Below are 24,124 nucleotides of genomic sequence, written 5' to 3' on the forward strand. Positions count from 1 at the left end.
CTTGAGCTTTGTTATAGGCTTCTTCTATAGAGTTTAATGTGATTTCTGCTAATTTCCCAATAATTTTTTTATCTGTGTAACAACAGTTATTATGCCAAATTTGACAAACCTAAAAGAATAAAAACATATATCAATGGAAATGCGAATGATGAAGAGATACTCGAAAAGATTACTGACTTATATTTATTTACTTATGAAAAGCATACCTCTAGTGTTCACGATGCAACAACTATCATATAGCACAGATAAAATCCCTATACCAACCAATAAACTACCTGATGACCTAAACAAAGTGATGAATAAATCTATTTATAAAAAAGCGTTGTGGGGATTACGTGTTGTTGATCTTGATACTGGTAATGTATTGCTGAATCTCAACTCAAGTACGCAGTTTTATATTGGTTCTGTGCGCAAGATATTTAGTGTAGGCGAACTATTGAATGAAAGAGGAGCTGATTATCAATCTGTTACTAGAGTCCATTATGATGGTGTAGTACACAATGGTAATCTGAATGGGAATCTGGTACTCGTTGCTTCAGGTGATTTGACCATGGGAGGACGAACTTTACCTGATGGACATGTCGCTATCACTGAATACGATCATAACGAGGCAAATTCATTGGGTAATGCAATTATTACACAGACTAATCTTTTAGCAGGTTATCAATATCTCGCTAAACAAGTTTACAAAGCTGGCATTCGCTCTATTTCAGGCGACATTGTGATAGACGATAGATTGTTTGAACCATTTAATTTCAGGGGTGAATTTGATGTAACACCTATTTTCATAAACGATGATGTAGTTGATATTGTAATTCTTCCAAGTTTGATAAACGAGAATGCAAATGTATCGTGGCTGCCACATTCATCGGCGTTCACCGTTATCAACCAACTTCTTACAGTTAATCCGCATGAAAAATATAATCTTGAACTTGAGTCAAAATTACCTGCCTGCATAGGTAAACCAGGCTGTTCTGGCATCATTAAAGGCCATTTGCCTATCAATTTTATACCGCCACTTACTCACAACTACCCATTAGTACAAACTTTTCGAATCACTAAACCATCTAATTATGCCAGAACTATTTTTATCGAGGCACTACAAGAAGCAGGCATCAACGTTTCATCGATTGATAAAACCAAAGAAAATCCGAAAAAACTACTAAAATCTACTAACTTGTACAATAAGAATAACAAAATTGCTGCTTTGAAATCATTGCCATTGGGAGAGCATGTAAAATATATTCTCAAAGTTAGTTATAATATCGGAGCAGATACCAGCCTGGTGTTGTACGGACTAACAAAAGGCGCGCGCTCCATGATTGAAAGTCTAAACGTGGAAAAAAAAATCCTGGATAAAAAATATGGCATATCCCCATCAGAATATCATTTTATTGATGGCAGCGGCGGCGGCGAAACGAAGGCAACCAATACCGCTATAATAAAATGGCTTACTATAATGTCTAAAAGACCAGTATTTAACATATTTTACAATAGTCTGCCTATTCTTGCAGTAGATGGTTCACTTGGCTCAATTAATAACTTTCAATCAGATCCATCGCTTTCTGGGGCGACAGGTCGAGTGCATGCAAAAACTGGAACTTATGTATTGGGAAATGAGTCGGGTATGTTAGTTAAGGGGCGCTCTCTTGCTGGTTACATTATTAGTAAAAAAAATCACCGACTTGCATTTGCCTTAGTTGTTAATAATATACCTATACAGTCACTAGAAGATTTATTTGCTGTAGCTCAGGATCAAGGCATAATAGCATCAATTCTATGGCGAGATTATTGATTATTAATATAAATAATATTTCATTCAACGATTGAAAGACATTATCGAAATGGAGATGTTTATAAAATAAACATTTGTCTAATTTATTGTCCACTCAATAATTTAAGTAACTTCGATAAACTATATTAAATACACATTGTATCTCGCTGTGTTTAATTTTTGTCGTCAACATAGTGCCCAGTTTAGATTCAAACCAAAGAAGAGTTCGGTTAGCAGGTTTTAGGCAAATCACTTGGTTTTGGGTCAAGGAGATTGCTGTTCTTTTAACAATTGGCGAACCGATTTGTCTTTAAACTATTTGTGAATAACCTTACTCATATCCTTGAGCTTTGTTATAGGCTTTTTCTATAGAGTTTAATGTGATTTCTGCTAATTTCCCAATGATTTCTTTATCTGTGTTAAGAGGTGGTAACCAATAGAGAGTATTTCCAATTGGGCGAATCAGTGCGCCTTGTTTTATTGCTTCCTGATAAATTTTAAACCCAATTCTTGCTTGACTGCTCTCTATGAAATCAGCCGCAACAACTGCTCCAACACCACGAACATTTACAAGTTTTCTACTGTCCCTTGCTATATCCTGCAGATAGGAAAACATGATTTTACCAAGTTCCTGACTATGCATGAGTAAATTATCTTGTTCTATTGTTTTAATAGTTGCTAAAGCAGCGACTATAGCAAGTGGATTACCGCTATAGGTATGTGAGTGCAAAAAAGATTTCCCTGTATGGTAATCATCATAAAAAAGATCAAATAAGGTACTGTCAATCATGACACAGCTAAATGGTATTGAGCCGGAAGTTAATCCTTTGGATAGACAAATCAGATCAGGTTGTATCCTTGCATGATCACAGGCTAGCCATTCTCCAGTTCTGCCTATACCAGTCATAATCTCATCAGCAATTAAATAAATGTCTTTTTCCTTAGCCCATGACGAGATTTTTGAGAGAAAATCTGCACTGTAACATAGCATACCTCCAGCACCCTGAATGATAGGCTCCAGAAGTATCGCGCAAACTTTATCGCAAATTTTATTCAATTGTTGTACGACTTTATTCCAATAAGCATCGCAATTTGTCCATAAGGGATCCTTAAGGCCTGAGACATAGGGAATATCATCGATGTAATGGCATTGCACGCCAAACGATGCATAGGGAGTCTTATAGAGTCCCAAATCACTGACACTCATGGTGCCAATAGTTTCTCCGTGGTAGCCATTTTTTAAGGCAATGAATTGGTTTTTATTTTTGTGCCCTTTTATTTGTGAAGCATGAATAGCTAATTTCATGGCAATTTCAACAGCACTGGAACCATCACTAGCAAAAAACACATGCTGTTTTCCTGTAATTTCGCTTAATTTTTCAGCTAATTCCACTGCAGCAGGATGAGTTGTATTGGCACTAATCACATGCTCAAAGCAGTCCAGTTGGTTCTTGATAGCAGCTATCACTGCTGGATGACCATGCCCTAATGATTTGCACCACCAACTGGAAATTGCATCAATCACGGGGCCCTTATTGGTATAGAGATAGCTGCCTTGTGCTTTGTTGACAACGATAGGGGGGAATGTTTCGAAATCTTTCATTTGTGAACAAGGATGCCAAATGTGCTTTAAGTCTTTTGCAATAAGTTGATCTGTGTTTACCATTTTAAAAATTTTGGTTGACAAGTATAGGAGCGACTTTATCATGTTCACTATTCTGAATTAAAGGGGGTAGCCGTGTCTGAAGAAAAAAAACAGTGGTCAATTTCTGATATTGAAGCAATTTATCAACAACCATTTAATGATTTGCTTTATCAAGCACATACCATTCATAGGACATATCACGATCCTAATTCTTTACAATTTGCAACCTTGTTAAGCATTAAAACGGGCGCATGCCCAGAAGATTGTGGCTATTGCTCTCAAAGTGGTCACTATAAAACGCATGTAGAAAAAGAAAAATTGATGTCAGTTGAAGAGGTATTGCAATGTGCCAAAGAAGCAAAGGAGGGTGGGGCAAAACGTTTTTGTATGGGAGCTGCATGGCGTTGTCCACCTGATAAAGCAATTCCGCAGCTAAAAGAAATGATAGAAGGAGTAAAATCTTTAGGGCTTGAAACCTGTATGACTTTAGGCATGCTTACCAAAGAACAGGCCTCTCATTTAAAGGAGGCTGGATTGGATTATTATAACCATAATATTGATACCTCACCATCCTATTACGATAAGGTGGTAACCACTCGAAAATTCAGTGATCGATTAGATACTTTAAATAACGTTCGTTCAGCGGGAATTAATGTATGTTGTGGTGGTATTTTAGGATTGGGGGAAACCAGAGAAGATCGAATCGAATTTTTATTAACATTAGCTAATATGGAAACTCCTCCGGAAAGTGTGCCAATTAATCGTTTAATTCCAGTGGAGGGAACACCTTTAGCCCAAGCTGAGAGAGTAGAAGGGATTGAATTGGTAAGAACCATTGCTACAGCAAGAATTTTAATGCCTAAAAGTGCTATTAGATTGACAGCTGGTCGAACCGAAATGAGCGACGAGTTACAAGCACTTTGCTATTTTGCCGGAGCTAATTCTGTGTTTATTGGCGATAAATTATTGACAGAAGATAATCCCCAGCGCTTCAAAGACAAAACTCTTTTTAACAAACTGGGTTTGACTGAGATGGTATAAATGACTCTTAATATAAAAATTAATGAGTATACAGCACAGCTGCAAGAACAAGGATTATTGCGTACAAGACAAATTTTAGAAACGGATAAGATAGATTATATTCGATTTGATTCTAATGATTATTTGTCGCTCATAGAAGATAGGCGAATTGCAGAAGCCTATCAAAAGGGATATGAGTTGTATCCTTGTGGAAGTGGTGCTTCGATGGTTTTAAGTGGCTACCATAGTAGCCACCAAACCCTTGAGAGGGCCTTTGCCGAAATGCTGGGAGTAGATGATTGTCTTTTATTTTCCTCTGGGTACTGTGCAAATTTGGCCATTACGGCCTTGCTTGGGCGTTTGGGAACACATTGTTTTATAGATAAAAGCGTTCATGCATCAATTTATGATGGATTGGCTTTGTCACGAGTAACCTACTCTCGTTACATACATAATGACATGAATGCTTTGTCTGCCTTGTTAAAATCTCATTTGGGCGATTCTGTTTTGATTACAGAAGGTATTTTTAGTATGAGTGGGCAGATAGCGCCGTTATCAACGATTAATACGTTATGCAAAGAGAATGGCTCTGAGCTCTTTGTAGATGAAGCGCATGCTTTTGGTGTGATTGGACCGCAAGGAATGGGCTCTGTGCCAGGCCATGGGCTGACACAGAATGAAGTTCCCTTGCGAGTTATTCCTTTTGGTAAGGCATTTGCTTCCCAGGGCGCTGTGGTTGGTGGGCGGAAAGATTGGATAAATGCTTTGTTGCAAACGGCACGTTCTTTTGTTTATTCAACTGCTATTAGTCCTGCTTTATGCTATGGTTTGCTCAAGACATTGGAGATAATAGCAGCTGCCGACTCCAGAAGAGCAAAATTAAACCAATTAGTTGCTCAATTTAAAGAATTAATAAAGTCTTCGCCCTTAAATTGGCTGGATTCAGATACTCCAATTCAGCAATTAAGGTTAGGATGCCCTCATAAGGCACTGCATTATGCCAGTGAACTGAAAAAAGATGGGATTTATTGCTCTGCTATCAGAGCTCCAACGGTAAATAGTGCTTCTTCTGGTTTACGGATTATTATTAATTATAAGCATACTATTGAACAAATCATTGAGTTATTTAATAAATTGCACTTAATACATGAATATTCATCTCGATAAATATGGGCAAGGTATGCCTTTGGTCCTATTTCATGGCTGGGGATTTGATAGCCAAATCTGGCAACCGATAATTCCTTACCTTAAGCCTAAATATCAGATTATTTTAGTCGATTTGCCTGGTTTTGGATTGACTCCAATGATGGACTGGGAGAGTTTTAAAAAGAATTTGCTTGACCAATTACCTGATAAATTTGCATTGGCAGGGTGGTCAATGGGTGGGCTGTACGCGACACGTTTAGCAATTGAAGAGCCTGCCAGAGTGCAGTATTTGATAAATATAACGTCTTCACCTCGCTTTATCTCTGATATTGATTGGCCGGGAGTAGCAGAGGAGGTATTTGTCAATTTTTATAACAATTTATCGAAAGATATTAATAAGACATTAAAAGAGTTCATATCCTTGCAACTCAATAAGATGAAATGTGATTTTAAAATAGGTAATCCTCCATCTCCAGAAGGCTTGGCGTTTGGTCTCGAAATTTTGGGTACCTGGGATTTTAGAGAGCAGTTGAAACAAATATCTATACCTACTGTTTACTTATTTGGTCGACTTGATCCGATTACACCTGTCAAGACCATGGCAATTATGGAGAAAAATTACCCGAATTTTAAGTATGTCCTCTTCAACAGAGCAGCTCACATGCCTTTTCTGTCCCATACCGATTTATTTATTACAATAATGGATGAATTTATAAAATGAAACGATATTTTGTTACTGGTACTGACACTGATTGTGGTAAGACATTTGTAACCAATCAATTGGTTAATTATTTTTCAGATTCAGCAGCGATAAAACCCATAGCAAGCGGATGTGAGTATAGTGAAAATCAATTAGTAAATTCTGATGCACTTTTACACCAGCAACAGAATCATTTGCCTATGGAAATTGTTAATCCCTGGCGATTTAGATTGCCAGTTTCGCCGCACTTATCAGCAAGGGAGGATGGTGCAAGTATTGATGTCCATAAAGTGGCTGATTATTGCCTTAATTTGCAAGTGAATGACATTAAGAAATTATTTATCGAAGGAGCCGGGGGATTAATGGTTCCTCTGAATGAGCAGGACACTTGGCTTGATTTTTTAAAATTAACCAGGATCCCTGTTATTTTAGTTGTAGGCATGAAGTTGGGTTGCATCAACCACACTTTGCTTAGCCAGGAAGTGCTCGAAATAAATAAAATCAAATGTCAAGGATGGATTGCTAATTGCCTGGATCAGGACATGCTAATGCTTGATGAAAATATTAGTACCCTTGAAGCCAAATTAAACTATCCTTTATTAGCCAGGACAAACTATGGCGGCAAAATTTCTGATATATGTTTAAGCTCCTTGTAATCGCAGTGAAATTTTATATCAAAACAGCACTATATACCTGATCTTACTGCTTGTTCTGCTTGCGCTATACCCATGGCAGCAATTATAATGAAAAGTTAAATTACAGATACTTCGAGTTTATGGAGTGATGCTAGATGCCAATTTATGAATATCAGTGCACAAACTGTCATCATCAATTTGATTTGATGCAAAAAGTTACGGATGCGCCTGTAAAACAATGCCCAAAGTGTTATGAAAATACTGTAACAAAACTTATATCTCCGGCTGGATTTCAGTTAAAGGGGACTGGCTGGTATGTCACAGATTTTAAAAACAAAGGTAACGGACCAAAGGAGTCAACTGAGAATAAATCAGGAGATCCCGGCATCAATAAAGAGAATTCTTCTAAAGAAACTCCCGCAGCAAGCTCTGCAGATAGCGCAAAATCGACAAAAGGTGATAGCGAGTGAAATTAATCTCCCTCAGGGCCTATTTAATTACCGGGTTAATAGTGTGGTTACCAATATTTGTAACCATTGTAGTCCTGCGATTTATTATTGATATGCTTGATAGCACCTTGGCTTTATTTCCAAAAGCTTATCAACCTGAGCAGTTATTCGGTTTCTATATACCAGGCTTTGGCGTTTTATTTTCATTGGCTTTATTACTCGTGACAGGAATTATTGCAACCAATTTTTTGGGGCAGAGACTTGTAAGTCGGGGTGAATCCTTATTGGCTAAAATACCTCTGGTGCGGTCAATTTATAATGCAGTAAAGCAAGTTATTCATGCTGTTCTATCAACTAATAGCCAAGCTTTCCGCAAAGTTGTTTTAGTTGAGTATCCTCGTAGAGGACTTTGGACCATCGCATTTCAGACTGGCTCCGTTAATCCTGAAATTAAAGAAAAATCCAAGGAAGACATGATGTCTGTATTTGTTCCAACTACACCTAACCCTACTTCGGGTTTTATGTTGATGATACCCAGGCAAGATGCCATCGAGTTGAATATGAGCATTGATGAAGCGTTAAAATTAGTAATATCGTTAGGTGTAATGCAGTCTGATCCTGCATTGGCACAAGTAAAAACTCAATAAACTTTAATAGGTGGTTTTATGCGTACACACTACTGTTCGGCCGTGAATGAATTAAGCTTGGATAAGCAAATCACAGTTTGTGGGTGGGTGCATAATAGACGAGATCATGGCGGAGTTATTTTTTTAGACATTCGTGATCGTTCCGGATTATTGCAAGTGGTGTATGAGCCTGAAAATAAGGAAATTTTTGCAATTGCTGAAAAACTAAGATCAGAGTTTGTTGTTCGTGTTACTGGCATAGTCCGTAAAAGACCAGAAGGAATGATCAATGATAAAATGGAGACTGGCAGGGTTGAAGTAATCGGTACACAACTTGAAATTCTTAATCAATCTCCAACTCCACCGTTTTTGCCAGATGATCATCAAATTATCAATGAAGATTTGCGCTATAAATACCGCTATATTGATTTGCGGCGTGCTGTTATGCAGAAGAAACTGACTTTAAGACACAAATTAAACAGTTGCATACGTAATTACTTGAATGAGCAGAATTTTTTAGACATAGAAACGCCTATGTTAACTAAGGCAACTCCCGAAGGCGCGCGGGATTATCTTGTGCCTTCAAGGGTGCATCCAGGGCAGTTCTATGCTTTACCTCAATCGCCACAATTATTTAAGCAATTGTTGATGATGTCAGGGTTTGATAAATATTACCAGATTGTCCGCTGTTTTAGAGACGAAGATTTAAGGGCTGACAGACAGCCGGAATTTACGCAGCTTGATATAGAAATGGCATTTATTAATGAAGAAGATATATTGCAACTAATTGAAGGATTGCTCAAGATTGTATTTAAGGAAATCCTTAACATTACCTTACCTGATAAATTGCCAAGAATGTCGTATAAAGAGGCTATGACTCGCTATGGAAGTGATAAACCTGATCTGCGTAATCCACTGGAGTTGATTGATATTGCAGATTTGGTAAAAGATTGCGACTTTAATGTATTTGCCTCTGCTGCGAATGATAATTCAGGAAGAGTGGTTGCTTTAAAACTACCTAATGGATGTGATCTTAGTCGAAAGGATCTGGATAACTATGGACAATTCGTAACTATATATGGGGCTAAAGGACTTGCATATATTAAAGTCAACGATTTAAGTGCTGGTATGGCGGGTTTACAGTCACCAATTCTAAAGTTTTTATCTGAAACGGCTGTGCACTCTATTCTTAATCGGGTTGAGGCGCAGACTGGCGACGTCATTTTTTTCGGTGCTGATAAAGCTCATGTAGTAAACGAATCTATGGGAGCCTTAAGGAATAAACTGGGTCATGATAGAAATCTGATTAATTCTGGATGGCAATTACTGTGGGTTGTAGATTGGCCTATGTTTGAATTGGATCCTCAGAGCAATAAGTTACAGCCTATGCATCATCCCTTTACATCCCCTCAGGAACTATCTGCCGAGGCACTTCGCTCCAAGCCAACGCAAACATTAGCCAAGGCATATGATATAGTTATTAATGGTTATGAAATTGGCGGTGGATCTATTCGTATCCATCAACCTGAACTACAAAAAACTGTATTTGATTTGATCGGAATTGATGAGCAAGAGGCACATGAGAAATTTGGATTTTTACTCGATGCCTTACAATATGGTGCTCCACCTCATGGTGGAATTGCGTTGGGAATTGATAGATTAGCTATGCTGCTGACAGACTCAACTTCCATAAGGGATGTGATTGCGTTTCCCAAAACTCAAACCGCATCATGTCCTTTAACAAGTGCGCCATCGCCTGCGGGCAATGCACAATTAACTGAACTGGGTATAAGACTTGCGCCAACTATTACGACAAAGTAATTTAAATTTAAGCACCACAAGTTTTAAATACTTGTGGTGCTTTTTCCTGCCTCTGTTTTTATTATTTTTTAGTTTTTCACTCTTTTCAGCATCAGTTAAAGAAAATAATGCCACGCTAGTAGAATATTTGGCTCATGAAAAAACTCATTTGACTATTGCTATCAATGAAATTAAGCAAAAGAGCGCTCCCAAGGATGAGCAAGAGTACAATGAGAAGTTAAGACAAATTAGAACTATTCTTTCAATGAATAAAGCAAAAATTGAGAGTTTGAATAGTTTTAGTGAAAATCAAAAGAAAGAAGAAGTCAATTTGAATGACCAACTAAAGCGTTTGCAACAAATGCCACTTGCCAATGCTGAAGTAACCATTCAGGAAAAAGTAGGTAAAATCGAGACCTTGCTTACTGTCAATAAAAAAACCACTGAGTTAATTGCAGAAACTTTGGATTTGGCCAAACAATATCAATTACTTTTAAATGATGTTTTGAATGAATTAAAACTTTGGAAAGCCAACTTCGATTTGAAAGAAAAGCTTAAGTCAATTAAAGCCATTAGAGCTAAATTGAATAAAGAGCTGAATATCCTTTATGAGAATGCAGTATCCAGCCAAGATAAAAAGCAACCGGAACTAACGATTAGCGAACAGATTCAATATGAAGCTAATTTGTACATCAATAATCAAAGAATTGCAGTTATTCATCAAAAGTTGAATGCATTGGAGTTACAGAAAAAGATAATTAAAACGAATATCCTGTTATTAAATAATTTGGATACTAAAGCCTTGCAATCAGCAATTGATAATTACAGAGAGGTTATTAATCAATATTCGGCTATAGAGAGTTCTTTGCAAACAATTCTGAATTCTCTTACAAATCAGGCCAATCTTTTTGTTGAGCCAGGGTTACAAAAATCCGTTAGCTTATTGCAGAATGACGTTAAAACAGAATTAAAGGAGACCTCTAATCAAAAACTTATCTTATCCAAAAATTTAGAGGATTATCAAAATCAATTAAAGAAACAGATTTCAACAAGACAAAGCTTAAGCGAATACAATATAGACAGTTGGGCAGTCATTCTCAACAAGCTAATTGATATCCCTAATTTGTTTTATAAATACATCAAAACACTAACCATAAAGGTTTATGATAGTTATACCTGGCTAGATACTTTTCCTGCAATTTTTTTATGGACAGTTCTTATTTTTATCCTGAGCCTGTTTTATATTTTAAATCATGTTTTGAAGACTCTAGCAAGAGATAAAGAACGCTCAAGATTTACTGGTTATCTTTATGGTGGAATACTCGTTTTACTGCAAAGAAACATACCTCATCTTTGCTTCTTCGCTATGTTATCCTTCATTTTATACTTCACCAGTATTTCTTATGCTAACTCTCAATTATTAATTAAACTCATTATCGTGTGGCTTACCTTTAGAGTTTTAATTTTAATAGCCCGTTTGATTTTGTTAGAAAGTATATCGGATTCATCAGGTAAGGACGTTAAATTATATTATCGACTAAAATGGTTGTTGCTTTTTGGTGGATGGACAACCGCGTTGATGACATTTAGTCACTTGTTACCTTTATCAATTCTACTGCAAGATATATTTAATCGATTATTCATGCTTTTTATGTTAACGGTATCCTTGGTCGCATGGAAAAGTAAAGATGTAATTCCTTATCTCATTAGACCATTACTGAAATCAAAGAAAAGATATTTTAAAAATGCAATTTCTTTATTGGTCATTTTAGTTCCTATAACCTTATTTACAACCGCAATTATTGGTTTAATTGGCTTTGTGAACCTGGCATGGACTATGAGTCGTTATCAAGCTTATATTCTGTTGGTTTTAGTAGGTTATATTCTCGTAAGAGGTTTGATATTTGACGCATTAGAGCTTTTCTCTGAGTGGATGATCTCTTCATTGAAAAATGGTTGGTTATGGATAGAGGTTTTCCTCAAACCAATCGATAAAATCTTGCGTATTGTCTTGTTTTTAACAAGTGTATTAATTTTATTTCAGTTGTTTGGTTGGTATTCTGATTCACTGGTTGTGACTAGCCTCGAAAAAGTAGTTCAATACAGTATTCTTAATATTACGGGCATACATATTACAGTCGCCAGTATCATTGAATTTCTTATTCTGCTTGCTGTTTTAGTATGGGCAGCAAAGTGGACAAGAGAATTTTGCTTTCGATGGCTATATAAGAATACCAAAGATGTGGGTATACGCCATAGTTTATCTGTATTTACACAGTATGCGATCATATTACTGGGTACCTTTATCACTCTTCATGTTCTGGGACTGGATTTTAGCGGTATGTCGATGATACTTGGTGGACTTGCTGTCGGTATGGGTTTCGGTTTAAGAGATTTTGCTTCAAATATTGTTGGAGGCATTATGCTTTTAATTGAAAGACCCGTAAGGGAAGGCGATTTGATCACCATAGGTGAATACGAAGGGCAAGTGGCTCACATAGGCATTCGCTCGATGCGCGTATCTTCATGGGACAATACTCAGGTTTTGATTCCGAATGCTGAAACATTCAATAAACCTTTTACAAACTGGACTCATCAAGATGGTATTATTCGTACGGTCATACCAATAAAGGTAAGCAGAGCCGATGATCCAGTGATGATTCAACAGTTAATACTTGATGTGTTGGCAATTATTCCGGAAATTGTTCCAGATCCTCCTGCACAAGTTTTTTTAAAGAAAATCGATACAGCTTTAATAGAATTTGAAGCACGGTATTTTATTAACATCCAGAATCATAACCGGGTTGAAGTAAGGTCAAAAGTCTTGTTTGCCATAACTGCACAGTTTAAAGCGGCAGGAATACAGCCGCCAATTGAGCCTATTACTGTTGAACTAAAAGAGAGCTCCAGTGTTAGCCTTAAAAAACAAACCACCGAAGAATGAAAAAGAACTTTTGGAGCAATGCCAGCGAATTGAGGGGTTGAGTTTCGCTCAGTTAGCTCTTGAATTGGGTCTATTTACCCCTGTAAACCCTGTTCATCGAAAAGGATGGGTTGGGCAAGCTCTCGAGTTAGCTTTAGGTGCTGATGCAAAAAATGAGTCGCTACCTGATTTTAAGCAGTTGGGCATTGAATTAAAAACGATACCTATTAATAAATCAGGGAAACCAGCCGAGTCCACATTTATTGTTTCTATTCCACTACTGACCATCCATCAGCAAAGTTGGGAGTCTTCTCAATGTTACGCTAAACTCAAAAAAGTATTATGGATTCCTATAGAGGGAGATACAGATATTCCCTTTCCTCACAGAAGAATTGGATGTGGATTTTTATGGTCTCCGAATAAAGATCAGGAATCTGTTCTTGCAGAAGATTGGAATTATTTAACAAATCAAATAGTTCTGGGACAATTAGAAACATTAAATTCCTTTTCGGGAGAGTATCTTCAAGTGAGGCCTAAGGCTGCCAATGGAAAATCTTTATGTTATGGTTATGACCCAGAGGGTAATCGTATAAGAACGTTACCACGAGGATTTTATTTACGCGCCTGTTTTACATCCGTAATTTTAAGTCAATCCTAATTTTAAGGATAAATTAAGCACCATCTGTTTACCGGTATTATGATAAATTTTACAGATATTAGGGAAAGCTCATTATAGCTTTTGTCTATTAGTATACATGGACGATATTTGTTCAGATGCTGTTGCTGGAGTCACTATTGATTCTCTTAATGTATATGGTTTTCTGTTAAATAATAACCATTTGAGATCATGGTAGGGTAACTGCTCTTCTGGTTTGGCCTTACTAGAATGCATTTTATCCTTGCGAATATTATGAGAGTGATAAGGTTCTTCTGGTGTTCTGTTCTCCGGATGTTCTATTGTGCTGTTATGTATGGTAGTGGAAGAATAAAGAGAGCTTATACCCAGCATTAGCGTGGCACATGCTAACAATGCAATCATTATTCCTAGCGATGCAGGATTAAAAATAACTGCTAAACTAGCTGCTGAGCTTGTAGAAAATACAAAGAGACTTACGCCTATTGCTAAAATAGCGGCGGTGGCAATACAAACAAAAATGGTATTGCGAGTGAAGTTGGATAGTGATACTTGTGCTTCACTTGCTTTGGGTAACCAGAGCGCAAAGACTTGATCATTAAGCTTAATTGATAATTTATTTAATTGAAAGAGCTGTATATTTTTGTTCGCAGGGAATTGTAAATCTTTAAAGACATGGTTTTTATTTGATTTAATCAAGTTTCCAATGATTGCTATTGTTGGTAATGGACCGAAATGGGCATGGGCTTGAATTTCCTTTTGCCATGCTTTATCAATTTCCATTGCATTTTCTTGATATTCTTTGTGTAACTGCATTAATAAACTGCTAGTGATATAAAAATGAACGCTATCAAGAATAAATCGATCTAAAACGCTAATTTGGTTATCACGCGGGTCAAAATTATCAAAATTACCGAAAAAATATCGGATTCTATTTTGATTATGTGTCCCTATGAAATCGTAAATTTTTTTATGATTATTAGTTAACAATTTAAAAAGTATTTCGTCAGGAAGCTCTTTTATATCATACCTTGCTTTAATACATTCTTTTAATTTGCTGATATCAGATATCTGCTCTAGAAACATTTTTTTGTATTGATTGTAAAGCAATTCCTTGTTTGCAAAAATAGTTTTCATCTTGAGAAACCTTTGTGGAGTAAATCAATGACATTATTTGCTGTTAATCATCCTCATATTGGCCTTAATGATGATTATGCCTCCTTTCTTTAATGCTAATGCCAACCTTTAATAAGGCTTAAGGTCGGCAAGAAAAACATCAGCTCTTTACCTAATACGATCGTTGGGTAATATTTAAGCATGAGGGATCTATTATCATTATTTTGAATTAGATCCTGCCAACATTCCTGGTATGGTTGTTTGCAACAAATTTTTAAATGAGTTGACAGGTTGAGTTAGCTTGGCTTTCAATAATTCTCTAAAATCAGAGTTCGTAGCAAAATACTTGACTGCCTGCTCAAAACCAGCAAAAACCCCTAAGTCAAGACCTCTTGTTTCTACCTGCACTTTTAGGTCTTTAATTCGTTGCACTTGATCCTGACTCGGTTTACTGGCTGTTGAGAACAGTGAAAATGGCGCTGATACTATAGAATAGCCTATCGACAATGTGTTGGATAGTATTCCACTTTGAGTTTCTGCTGTTTTTACTTCTTTAGGCCAGGCAATCATAAAATCAGTAGAGCACAAAGGGGCGATTAATTTAATCATGCGCTGGATATCAGGATACAAAAGGTTATTGGTATTATCGATATCGGTACTATAGTTTTCTTTGTTATTTTTTAGACACCAATTATAGAGTACTTTCATCTCTTTCAATTGTTCATAAAAATCGGTCATGCTAAATGATTCAAGAATGTAACCAGAAACGCCTAAATAGAGACAGGCTGCAAGAAGGTGATTCGCAAATTCAGGAATAGGCAAAAACCTTCCAACTATCCACGAGCCCCCCCAAGCTGTTAATGCAGTACTCATTGTTTGATAGAGGTACATTTGATTGACACTTAACTCAAATTGTTTGATGTACTTTTCCAATGCCTGAGTGTGTTCCTTATTATCCAGGTTGAAGGGAGATGACGTCAGAACTCTTAGGGCTTCTTTCCTCTTGGCTCTTTCAACTCCGACTTCAGCCATTCCAACTGCGTTTACCTTACCCACAATTCTCTCCTTGAAATCAAAATTTCATTTTATACTATAAATTTAAAAAATAATGAATTAGATTTTAGCTAAGAGTTCAATTAATTTAACTTAATAAAAAAGACGAGGTATAATAAAACCGATCAATCAAATTGAAGTCAATATCATGCCTCGTACCATGTTTTTTTCCGTTGATGCAGCTAATCTCCAAAATTTACAAATTACAAATCAAAAAGCTTTTGCAGCGTTGGAGAGTTATCTGAATGATAATGATTCACCAGGTGCCTGGAATAATAATCAAGGATACAAATATACTCATAAGGATGTTACTTATTGCTTCTCATTTAATCAATCCTTAGTGAGACGCCCAAGAAAATCGGATCAAAAAAAACACACATTTGAAATTTTTGACCCTAATAAGAACCCTTTAGGCAAGGGAGCGTACGGTATTGTGTATCCCATTTTAGGTACAATTCAGTTTGAATTTGGAAATGCAATTAAAAGACCACCAAAGAATAAATTAGTTAAAATACAAAACCATAGTGAACGCGATCAAAGTCATTCTGTACTACGTGAATATCAAGGACTTCTTCAATCAGGGCATATAGCGGTTAAACCGCCAATATTTGTAGAAAACAAAGAGAGTAAATTCAGTTACTTGATTATGGAAAAAGCGGAGGGTATCGTTTTAGAGAAGTTTCTAAATCCCATTAAGCGGCTTGATTTGTCTGAAGAGGTACCTGAGCTTAATCTTATTAATCGGATTGAGATTACTTTTGCCATTTTAAAAGCAATTAAAGAGCAGGTGACGGATAAGCATTTGATTCATCGAGATATAAAACCAGGAAATATTATAATCGATTTTAGCAAGTCGCCTCCGATAGCTAAAGTAATCGATTTTGGTTTTGTGCTTAGGGCGTCAGAACAGGATTATCGTCGTTGTGGAACCCGAGCATACAGAGCGCCCGAATCTTTCAATACCCAGGCATTGTACACAGCAAAAGCTGATGTTTGGTCAACAGGCAGAATATTAAGTTATTTGTGGGGAGATAAATATACTAATTACTATATCTCTCGTGATAAGGGTCTGGACTACGTGATTGAGAAGTCAAGAAACGAGCTACTCTTCTCTGACCCGGAATTGGAACTCTATTTAACCAAGGAAGATAAAAGTAAAATCAGATCGTGCCTAAGCGCAATGCTTATAGTTGACCCTGAGGAAAGAGGATCTATAGATAAGGCTATCAAGCAGTTTTCCCAAATTGATTTTGAAAAATATAAAAGATTGAAACGCTCTACAAATTTTGAAATTGATTTAACAGATAATGATATTAAATTAAGAAAACAGCTCAATTCAATTCACCTGCATTTGATTACCCTACAGAGCAAAGAAAAAGATTTGCGTAATAGAGCATGTTTTGATGCAGCAAATGCAATGAGCCAATTGGTTAGTAAGCTCACCGCCTACACCAATTATCTTGAAAAAAATCCAGATCCATTTTTAATAAAACGTTATAAAGAGTGCTGCATAGCAGAAATAGATTTAGCCAATTTGACTTTGCAAAATCACCGTGATGCCTTATGGTTAGTGGCTGAGTTATCAACTGCTATCCTTTTGCTTGGTATAGGGTATTTATTTGCTTTTGGGATAAATTATTACAACACAGGTCGTCTGGGATTATTTTCTCAAACCAGGTCTGAGAAATTGGTGGAGGAAATGAAAAGCTCTGTGTTGGGTATTGCGGTTGGAAATTAAAAATCTGTATTTCCCGGATTATAACAGAGCCGTCTAATCCGGGTTGTTCATGGTTAGATTCTTAACACTTGAGATTGAGCCATATTCAGGTTTTCTAATTTTTGCAAAGAGTCCGTTTCAAAATGAAAGAAAAAATGACGGCCCTCTGTTTTATAATAGTTAATGGAAGCTGCAAGCAAATAGAGAACACCAAGGCCTATGATGGCCGCTCCTACATTAACTAATAAAGGCTTCCATCCTCTATGCTGTTCCAGTACAGGTCGAGCCCTCTCAATTTCTCTTTGGCATGTTTGTTTGAAATTTTCGTATGCCTCGGGTGTTTTATGATAAAAATACAGTTGGGAAGCTATTAATAATTCCTGATGCAGTCTGTTAGCTGCTTTTGATGCAGACTCATAATGATAAGGGTCAATTTCTGCTTTTTTGCTTAACTCCTCAGCTTTTTTTCTGATATTTTCCAATTCAGTATTAAATTGGGTAGTGAATGAAGTTTTGGTGAGCTCCAGCTCATTTAAAAATGTTTCTTTTTCGTCTTGAGAGATTAATTCAGAATTAACAAAAGAAAGTAATGTATTTTTGAGTTTGGCATCGGTTATTTGTTGAGAATACTTAATATTAATTTGAATCTGATCCATGTCATCATAGGTGATGCTAGGGATACCTCCTATAAAATAAAGAATGTACAGATTATTGAAAAGAGCAGTAATTCTTTGCAGCGCCTCTCTATTTTTAGGACAAATGGTTAGAACATTATGAGCTAGATTGATATCAATTTTTTCACAAGAATGTTTAAATGATGACATACTAAACCTCATATAATTCAGAGATTTCCCTATGCAACAATTCATTTCCATTGAAGGCAGGTCAAGTATATGTAGACAAGCTTAAGATTTTATTAAGAAGCGTCTTAAATTTAACAATTTTTCAAAAAAACTTTACGATTTTTTGAAATGCAAAAAATATCGTTAACTCTTGCAGATTTCCTTTATAAAAACCTACACACTTTATCCACTTGATGGTTACCTTGCTGAAAGCAGAGTTGCTTATCAAAGCAGGTAAAATCAATGGGAAAACAGGTAAAATCCGTGGGTTATTAGCAGAATCCCAATAATTAATACCACTATGGAAATCACATAATAACCTGTCCCTGTATAGGCTTTTTGACTGCATTTCACCATAAACTCGGGAAATCCAAGCCATAATATTGATTTAATCAAAATAAGCCAGGCTACCAGTGTAACTAATACCTCTGATTCAGGAACCCAAATGTTATGGACCAGTACAAGGCAAATACCGATAATTAACCCCAAGCTTCCAGCCGTTACAATAGTGGCACTGCCTTCTTTGAGATGAGTTAACAATTCACGATAATATGAAGCTCGAGAAAGCATTATAATTCCCACAATAAGAAGATAGAGGCCGATTGCTTGTGCCAAAAATAAAGAGTGAATTGATTCTTGCATGGTTGGCTCCTTGTGATTCCGCTCCTAAATTAATTATAGTACATGCGGGATTGGGTTTGTTAACCAGGCAGGTACTTGCTAGTTACTACTCATCTAAAACAACTTGTGTACTATATTTGGTTCTATTAAGACAAAAGCTGCTTCTGAATTTTCTAATATTGGGCTCATTAGCGAATACTCGCCTGGCAAATTCATTGTAATGATTCATATCTTTGACATGAATAATAAGCAGGTAATCTGTGTCTCCCGAGACAAAATAGCATTGCATAACCTCAGGCTCTTCCTGCATTTTTCTTTCAAAATGAGCTAGCAGATCTTCTCTTTGTTTTTCAAGAGTAATATTGACGAACACAATTAATGGTCTGCCTACTTTAAATGGATCAACCAAAGCAACATCGTTAACGATAATTTTTTCCTCTCTCAGGCGTTTGACTCTTCGAAAGCAGGGTGGGGCAGAGATTCCAACTATATCTGCCAATGCCTGGTTAGTAATTTGATTATTTTTCTGAAGAATATTTAGAATTTTTCTATCAATTTTATCAAGTATTTCAATTGGATATTCTGTATTTTTTTCATTTGGATAATTTTTTGTTGGCTTGTTTTTCATATATTACCTTTTGTTGCAAAAATACATTATAAAAAGTAATTTTTATAAATAAAATAAGAAATTTATTTATATTTGTTTTATGTTAACTTACCTCCACACAGACTTGCAGGAGGTTACCAATGATTACAATCAGATTAGCTGAAATGAACGAGATTCAATTTTTAAATCAATTAATTTCTTGTTCAGCAAGAGAGCTTAGCCAGGAAGATTATACAAAAGAAGAAATTGAAGGAGCTATTCAATATGTATTTGGTGTAGATTTAGAGTTAATTTTAGACAAAACTTATTTTGTGATAGAAAAGGATGGGCAAACTGCTGGTTGCGGAGGATGGAGCCGAAGAAAAACATTATTCGGTGGCAGTCAATATAAAGGCAGGGAACAAGGAATATATCTGGATCCTCAACAAGATTTTGCAAAAATAAGAGCTTTTTTTATTCATCCCAAATTCGCAAGACAAGGATTGGGAAGTATTCTGTTAAAACACTGTGAGCATGAGGCTCTTTTACAAAAATTTACTCGGTTTGAGATGATGGCCACTTTACCGGGAGTTAAGCTCTATAGCGCTTTTGGTTATCACCCTATCTCAAATGAAGTGATTACTCTCCCCAATAATGTTCCGTTAAGATTTGTCCGGATGACGAAAGGTTAGATGGTAATTCATTTTATATTGTCTGGAGTCATTATTGACTCATGGTTATTGAAACTTAATTTATCATCATAATGTTAGGAACGGTTATCTTAATGAATACAATCCGATTAGATTAATAACGTAATTTAAGTTTTACTTAAGTTATTTATGATATATTCATGACCACTTTGTAAATATTTAATTTATTTTTGGTGTTTTCTCCAGTTGAGACAACAGGAAAATATAGATTATAACCAGGTGGGATAAATATATGAAAGAGCAACAAAAGGCAATTTTTATTGAGAATATCAAATCGACATGCGCTGTTGACGAGCAAATGGCTAAAGAATTGGCTGATTCATTGCTTGAAATTCACCAGTTAAACACTGGAGTTAATGAACAAACACTGATTAATGAGGTGTTTTTAACTAAATTTGCTCTCTATCTTAAAATTGGGAAAGAGGTTGCTTTAGATTGGGTTCGAAAAAATAAGGACTTGGATACTCCCTTTCCTTCTAATACAGTCGAAAATCAGCCTGCTCAAGATGCGAAAAAGCCTGTTGAGAACAAGGTTCAAGTATATGGAGCTATGACAGTTGGCAGTTCTCCTGTTAATAAGACTTTAAATCGATTAACCAATGATCTTTTGAAAGAGGTCGTTGAACGTGGAAAGACTCAGAAAGCTCAAAAATTACGAGCTTACATATTCGATCAATTGGCAAGGCGATTAGAAGCTTCGCTTAGCCAAGAGCAGATTAACGATTTATATAACAGAATAAGAGGCACTGGTGACTATACTAAAAGCGAATCATTTTCCGAAGAACAACTTAAAATTTTAAAAGAAAAAGTTGTTCCAGAATTAAAGAGAGAGCTAAGTGACCTCAGCAACGGGAATGTTAATATTCTGGGGTTGGACGTTAGTCGTGAAGATAAATACGCATTTGATACAACCAATATATTTTCTGTCTGGTTTAGTAATAACCCAGCAGTTTACATGCCACAACATGTTAAAACTCAAGTAGAAAAAACTGCAAAACTTAACCAGCCAGGCAAAACTCGAATTGTTTTTAGCTCATTATGCTTGAATGAGACTGCACAGATTGATTTTCAGCAATGGGCAAAGGAAAACAACATTGAATTGGTTGATATAGATTCAATAGATTTAAAATCAGTCAGTGAAACTGATGCTCAATTGCTAAATCTAGCCAAAGATGAACTTGGAGCAATGAGAAAGGGCAAGGGAGGAAATCCTGCCGCAGCATCTGATCTGGTGCGTTGGGTTGATGTAATCATTGGAGAAAGCAGTACTTATATTGATATTGATTTACCAATGAATGATAAAAAAGTCACAGTTGAGGTTCATTCCGGTTTCCCAGTTCTACTTAATATGGGGTCAGCGCTCACAAAGGATGGTCAACAGCCTGCTATGGAAAACCCGGCTTTCAATACTGATATGATTGCTTATAGCAAAGATAAAGAGGCACGTCGTCAAATAATCGAGGGGGTTGCCAAAAAGATCATTGCGCGTTATGAAAACTGCGCGAAATATATTGAGGAAAGCAAAAACGAAGAGTTAGTACGTTTAAAAAATTCACCAGGTTATAAATTATTTGTTGAAAAAACAGATGGCAAATTTGATTTATGTACTTTAAGGGCGGCGGTTTCAGAAGCTCACCAGGATGCTTTGTCGTTTGCAACTTTTTTTGGCGCTGAGTATTTTGCTAAAACTTTTGCTACACAAGAACTTATACCTGTAATTAAAGAGGCAATTCAGCATCAAAATCAAGATTTGCTTACATCTGTTATTGAAAATCATATAGAAAAACAACATCTCAATGACTATCCTAAGACTCCCGATGGCATTAAAAAACTATTGAAGTCGTTTCAAGGGATTGTCTATAAACCATTGGTTATGGAATTCTCAGGCCCAAGTGCCGTCTCATCATCTTGGGTGGAAGCTATATCTGGAAGATCCATCCCGAGAAATTTTGAATATTTAGCTGAACCTATGTCTCAACCATTACGAGTTTTACAGCATTATGCCTGTGTATCTGGAAAAGCTAATTTTTCTTCTGATAACATTCCTAAATGGTGTGAACTTCAGTCTGACGTAGAAAAACGACAACAACAAAGAGAAGATGGACTTTCCTGGCTTCCTGATGCTCAAGAGAAGCTTAAGAGGGAAGGGCAGCAAGCCAAACTTGAGGAAGAGCAACGAATCAAACTTGAGGAAGAGCAACGAATCAAACTTGAGGAAGAGCAACGAATCAAACTTGAGGAAGAGCAACGAATCAAACTTGAGGAAGAACAACGAATCAAACTTGAGGAAGAACAACGAATCAAACTTGAGGAAGAACAACGAATCAAACTTGAGGAAGAACAACGAATCAAACTTGAGGAAGAGCAACGAATCAAACTTGAGGAAGAGCACAAAAGCAAAAAATACTTTGCTCAGTCCGATGCTATTGATCTCATTTTGAATAATTTCGAAAATGAAATTAACTCTATTGGTGCTTATTATGCCCCTGCAAAACAAAGAGCTATAGAATTGCTAGATACTTTGAGAAAATATAAAGAGGAAGCATTTAATGATCCAAGCAGAGAAAAATTAATCTCTTTTGCGCAAAGTACAAAAAGAGCAATTCAGGAAGCAACACCAATACTGCAAAAAGATTTAGGCTGGGGAGATTATTTAACCAATTTAGCGAAACAATTGGTTAATGCAGTGACCTTTGCTGTGGCTTATGCTGTAACTTTTGGAACCACCGGGCATCAAGGCTTTTTTGCTTTGAAATCTTCTCTGGCGGTTAGTCAATCTCAAAATCTTGAAGGGGCAATCAATAGCGAATTGAGTCAAAAAAACTGTTAGGGAATTAGGCTAGACATAGAATGCTAATGAGCAAGACATTATTTTTGCTGCCCAAGCATTCTTCTTAAATCTAATGTATTTCGATTCGGTAATTTTGATTTAGAAATGAAAGATTGCAATCCATTTCATTTTGCTGATAATGTGCAAAATAGATTTGGTAAGAATAATATAAGCACACATTGTATATCGTAACGATGTTAGGAGAGTTAGATGCGTAGAAGTAAAGCAATACAAATGCCTAAAAAAAGAACACAAATATTAACTATTTCAGAATCAAGTAAAGAAGATTTGGATGTTGTACCCGAGTATTCTGAGGAGATGGATGTATCTCCCAGCAAAGAAACAAGCAAAACTAACAGTAAAAAACTGGAGAGTACTGCCCGTAAAGAACAGATCAAGAAATTGGAAGGAAAGCTTTACAGTCATATTCAAGATGCTATCGAATTAGAAGAAGAATCTTTTGCAGAATTTAGCATTAACACTGGAAGACCTAGTAATTATTTATTTCGCTTTGTCAGTGAAAAAGAATATTTGGCAATTCTTGAAAATTTAAATCAAGGAAAGAGAATATTTGGTAACAAGAAAAAAGTATTTGAAGAAGAGGACGAAAAGATATCAACTAAAGCAAAAGGGGAAACTTTTTTTGCTTTTGATCTTAAATATGCTCAAAAATATTTCAATAAAGGCACACGACGTAATGGAGTGATGCTTGCTATAGAATTGCACGAAGATGCCGATAGTAAACTATTATCCAATACTGAAATTGTTAGAAGAATTGGAGATGATCCCGGAATGGCTGGTGGCCGATGGGCTAAATGCAAGAAGGTAAAGCCTGGTGAACGAGGGGTAGTAGTAGCTAAATGTGAAGGAGTTCGCGCAGGATGTAAGTATCCATACACCTTGGGTTTTAGAGAAGGAGAAGAGGGGGTTAGTCCTTTCGATACACTATTTGAGCTAATACGTTCTGTAAAGGTCCTGGGTAACAATGGCAGTTGTAAAACTATTTATCATTGCTCTGTACCTGCGCCAAAAGAAAAAGAGCTTACAAGTATTGTGAAAGATGCTGAAAGTGGTATAGACGAGATTGTTAGTGATGAGATTTTATCAGTTGATTCAAGTTCTCCTACATCACGCTTTGGTTTCTTTACAAACAAGGAGCTCTCGGGTATTCCACGATTGGTAAATAAAGCACCTGAACATGAAATATTACCCTCTGATGATAAGACCTCCTTGCATCATTAAATCAGGTTAAATTTTTAAGACTTTAAACGGGTAATTAAATACTATTTATTTGCCC

Annotated in this window: 20 protein-coding genes; 14 read left to right on the plus strand and 6 right to left on the minus strand. The window is 36.3% G+C overall.

Translation table 11 applies throughout. The features are described 5' to 3' along the window. Positions 1–133: 133 nt before the first annotated feature. On the plus strand, positions 134–1,795 hold the full coding sequence (locus LPG_RS07365; RefSeq protein ID WP_010947199.1) for a D-alanyl-D-alanine carboxypeptidase/D-alanyl-D-alanine-endopeptidase: 1,662 nt from the start codon (positions 134–136) through the stop codon (positions 1,793–1,795). 310 nt (positions 1,796–2,105) lie between these two features. Here LPG_RS07365 and bioA read toward each other — a convergent pair whose 3' ends face one another. After that, entirely contained in the window at positions 2,106–3,440 is a 1,335-nt protein-coding gene (gene bioA / locus LPG_RS07370; RefSeq protein ID WP_025862359.1) for an adenosylmethionine--8-amino-7-oxononanoate transaminase, read from the minus strand. 72 nt (positions 3,441–3,512) lie between these two features. Between bioA and bioB the strand changes: the two genes are divergently transcribed. From bioB to mutH, 9 genes are all read left to right on the plus strand, one after another. Beyond that, positions 3,513–4,460 (plus strand): biotin synthase BioB, encoded by a 948-nt coding sequence (gene bioB, locus LPG_RS07375; RefSeq protein ID WP_010947201.1) that lies wholly within the window; start codon positions 3,513–3,515, stop codon positions 4,458–4,460. Next, positions 4,461–5,606 carry an aminotransferase class I/II-fold pyridoxal phosphate-dependent enzyme gene (locus LPG_RS07380; protein ID WP_010947202.1) on the plus strand — a complete coding sequence of 382 codons (1,146 nt, stop codon included), beginning with the start codon at positions 4,461–4,463 and terminating at the stop codon, positions 5,604–5,606. Beyond that, on the plus strand, positions 5,587–6,306 hold the full coding sequence (locus LPG_RS07385) for an alpha/beta fold hydrolase (protein ID WP_010947203.1): 720 nt from the start codon (positions 5,587–5,589) through the stop codon (positions 6,304–6,306). Before LPG_RS07380 ends, LPG_RS07385 begins: the two co-directional genes overlap by 20 nt. Then, positions 6,303–6,941 carry a dethiobiotin synthase gene (gene bioD, locus LPG_RS07390; RefSeq protein ID WP_010947204.1) on the plus strand — a complete coding sequence of 213 codons (639 nt, stop codon included), beginning with the start codon at positions 6,303–6,305 and terminating at the stop codon, positions 6,939–6,941. Before LPG_RS07385 ends, bioD begins: the two co-directional genes overlap by 4 nt. A gap of 134 nt (positions 6,942–7,075) precedes the next feature. Beyond that, positions 7,076–7,390 (plus strand): FmdB family zinc ribbon protein, encoded by a 315-nt coding sequence (locus LPG_RS07395; RefSeq protein ID WP_010947205.1) that lies wholly within the window; start codon positions 7,076–7,078, stop codon positions 7,388–7,390. Beyond that, on the plus strand, positions 7,387–8,016 hold the full coding sequence (locus tag LPG_RS07400; protein ID WP_010947206.1) for a DUF502 domain-containing protein: 630 nt from the start codon (positions 7,387–7,389) through the stop codon (positions 8,014–8,016). Before LPG_RS07395 ends, LPG_RS07400 begins: the two co-directional genes overlap by 4 nt. Before the next feature lie 18 nt (positions 8,017–8,034). After that, positions 8,035–9,816 carry an aspartate--tRNA ligase gene (aspS, locus tag LPG_RS07405; RefSeq protein ID WP_010947207.1) on the plus strand — a complete coding sequence of 594 codons (1,782 nt, stop codon included), beginning with the start codon at positions 8,035–8,037 and terminating at the stop codon, positions 9,814–9,816. After that, complete coding sequence (locus LPG_RS07410) at positions 9,791–12,739, plus strand: mechanosensitive ion channel domain-containing protein (protein ID WP_010947208.1); 2,949 nt, start codon at positions 9,791–9,793, stop codon at positions 12,737–12,739. Before aspS ends, LPG_RS07410 begins: the two co-directional genes overlap by 26 nt. Then, entirely contained in the window at positions 12,705–13,376 is a 672-nt protein-coding gene (gene mutH, locus LPG_RS07415) for a DNA mismatch repair endonuclease MutH (protein ID WP_010947209.1), read from the plus strand. Before LPG_RS07410 ends, mutH begins: the two co-directional genes overlap by 35 nt. Positions 13,377–13,448: 72 nt before the next feature. Here mutH and LPG_RS07420 read toward each other — a convergent pair whose 3' ends face one another. Together LPG_RS07420 and LPG_RS07425 are read right to left on the minus strand one after the other, a co-directional pair. Further along, complete coding sequence (locus LPG_RS07420; RefSeq protein ID WP_010947210.1) at positions 13,449–14,489, minus strand: hypothetical protein; 1,041 nt, start codon at positions 14,487–14,489, stop codon at positions 13,449–13,451. A gap of 198 nt (positions 14,490–14,687) precedes the next feature. Next, the gene (locus LPG_RS07425) at positions 14,688–15,524 is read right to left on the minus strand and encodes a hypothetical protein (protein WP_010947211.1); all 837 of its coding nucleotides are present in this window, start codon (positions 15,522–15,524) and stop codon (positions 14,688–14,690) included. 145 nt (positions 15,525–15,669) lie between these two features. On the opposite strand from LPG_RS07425, the gene legK1 reads away from it, so the two are divergent. Beyond that, complete coding sequence (gene legK1, locus LPG_RS07430; protein WP_010947212.1) at positions 15,670–17,259, plus strand: Dot/Icm type IV secretion system effector kinase LegK1; 1,590 nt, start codon at positions 15,670–15,672, stop codon at positions 17,257–17,259. A gap of 53 nt (positions 17,260–17,312) precedes the next feature. On the opposite strand, the gene LPG_RS07435 is transcribed toward legK1, so the two are convergent. From LPG_RS07435 to LPG_RS07445, 3 genes are all read right to left on the minus strand, one after another. Further along, positions 17,313–18,122 carry a lpg1484 family Dot/Icm T4SS effector gene (locus LPG_RS07435; RefSeq protein WP_010947213.1) on the minus strand — a complete coding sequence of 270 codons (810 nt, stop codon included), beginning with the start codon at positions 18,120–18,122 and terminating at the stop codon, positions 17,313–17,315. 198 nt (positions 18,123–18,320) lie between these two features. Continuing rightward, entirely contained in the window at positions 18,321–18,722 is a 402-nt protein-coding gene (locus LPG_RS07440; RefSeq protein ID WP_010947214.1) for a hypothetical protein, read from the minus strand. Between the two features lie 85 nt (positions 18,723–18,807). Further along, positions 18,808–19,329, minus strand: a complete 522-nt coding sequence (locus LPG_RS07445; RefSeq protein ID WP_010947215.1) for an Lrp/AsnC family transcriptional regulator — start codon at positions 19,327–19,329, stop codon at positions 18,808–18,810. A gap of 119 nt (positions 19,330–19,448) precedes the next feature. On the opposite strand from LPG_RS07445, the gene LPG_RS07450 reads away from it, so the two are divergent. From LPG_RS07450 to ravX, 3 genes are all read left to right on the plus strand, one after another. Continuing rightward, a complete protein-coding gene (locus LPG_RS07450; protein WP_010947216.1) occupies positions 19,449–19,979 on the plus strand; it encodes a GNAT family N-acetyltransferase in 531 nt (176 codons plus the stop codon). Between the two features lie 250 nt (positions 19,980–20,229). Next, complete coding sequence (gene lgt3 / locus LPG_RS07455; protein WP_010947217.1) at positions 20,230–22,827, plus strand: Dot/Icm type IV secretion system effector Lgt3/LegC5; 2,598 nt, start codon at positions 20,230–20,232, stop codon at positions 22,825–22,827. Between the two features lie 210 nt (positions 22,828–23,037). Next, the gene (ravX, locus tag LPG_RS07460) at positions 23,038–24,069 is read left to right on the plus strand and encodes a Dot/Icm T4SS effector RavX (RefSeq protein ID WP_010947218.1); all 1,032 of its coding nucleotides are present in this window, start codon (positions 23,038–23,040) and stop codon (positions 24,067–24,069) included. The last annotated feature ends 55 nt before the right edge of the window (positions 24,070–24,124 follow it).

Source organism: Legionella pneumophila subsp. pneumophila str. Philadelphia 1 (assembly GCF_000008485.1).
In the GTDB taxonomy this organism is placed as follows: Bacteria; Pseudomonadota; Gammaproteobacteria; order Legionellales; family Legionellaceae; genus Legionella; species Legionella pneumophila.

What these genes read in the sequence shown, in the direction of transcription:
- LPG_RS07365 (WP_010947199.1), top strand. Translation starts at nt 134, where the DNA reads ATGGAAATGCGAATGATGAAGAGATACTCGAAAAGATTACTGACTTAT.
- bioA (WP_025862359.1), bottom strand. Translation starts at nt 3,440, where the DNA reads ATGGTAAACACAGATCAACTTATTGCAAAAGACTTAAAGCACATTTGG.
- LPG_RS07380 (WP_010947202.1), top strand. Translation starts at nt 4,461, where the DNA reads ATGACTCTTAATATAAAAATTAATGAGTATACAGCACAGCTGCAAGAA.
- LPG_RS07385 (WP_010947203.1), top strand. Translation starts at nt 5,587, where the DNA reads ATGAATATTCATCTCGATAAATATGGGCAAGGTATGCCTTTGGTCCTA.
- bioD (WP_010947204.1), top strand. Translation starts at nt 6,303, where the DNA reads ATGAAACGATATTTTGTTACTGGTACTGACACTGATTGTGGTAAGACA.
- LPG_RS07395 (WP_010947205.1), top strand. Translation starts at nt 7,076, where the DNA reads ATGCCAATTTATGAATATCAGTGCACAAACTGTCATCATCAATTTGAT.
- aspS (WP_010947207.1), top strand. Translation starts at nt 8,035, where the DNA reads ATGCGTACACACTACTGTTCGGCCGTGAATGAATTAAGCTTGGATAAG.
- LPG_RS07420 (WP_010947210.1), bottom strand. Translation starts at nt 14,489, where the DNA reads ATGAAAACTATTTTTGCAAACAAGGAATTGCTTTACAATCAATACAAA.
- legK1 (WP_010947212.1), top strand. Translation starts at nt 15,670, where the DNA reads ATGCCTCGTACCATGTTTTTTTCCGTTGATGCAGCTAATCTCCAAAAT.
- LPG_RS07440 (WP_010947214.1), bottom strand. Translation starts at nt 18,722, where the DNA reads ATGCAAGAATCAATTCACTCTTTATTTTTGGCACAAGCAATCGGCCTC.
- LPG_RS07445 (WP_010947215.1), bottom strand. Translation starts at nt 19,329, where the DNA reads ATGAAAAACAAGCCAACAAAAAATTATCCAAATGAAAAAAATACAGAA.
- LPG_RS07450 (WP_010947216.1), top strand. Translation starts at nt 19,449, where the DNA reads ATGATTACAATCAGATTAGCTGAAATGAACGAGATTCAATTTTTAAAT.
- lgt3 (WP_010947217.1), top strand. Translation starts at nt 20,230, where the DNA reads ATGAAAGAGCAACAAAAGGCAATTTTTATTGAGAATATCAAATCGACA.
- ravX (WP_010947218.1), top strand. Translation starts at nt 23,038, where the DNA reads ATGCGTAGAAGTAAAGCAATACAAATGCCTAAAAAAAGAACACAAATA.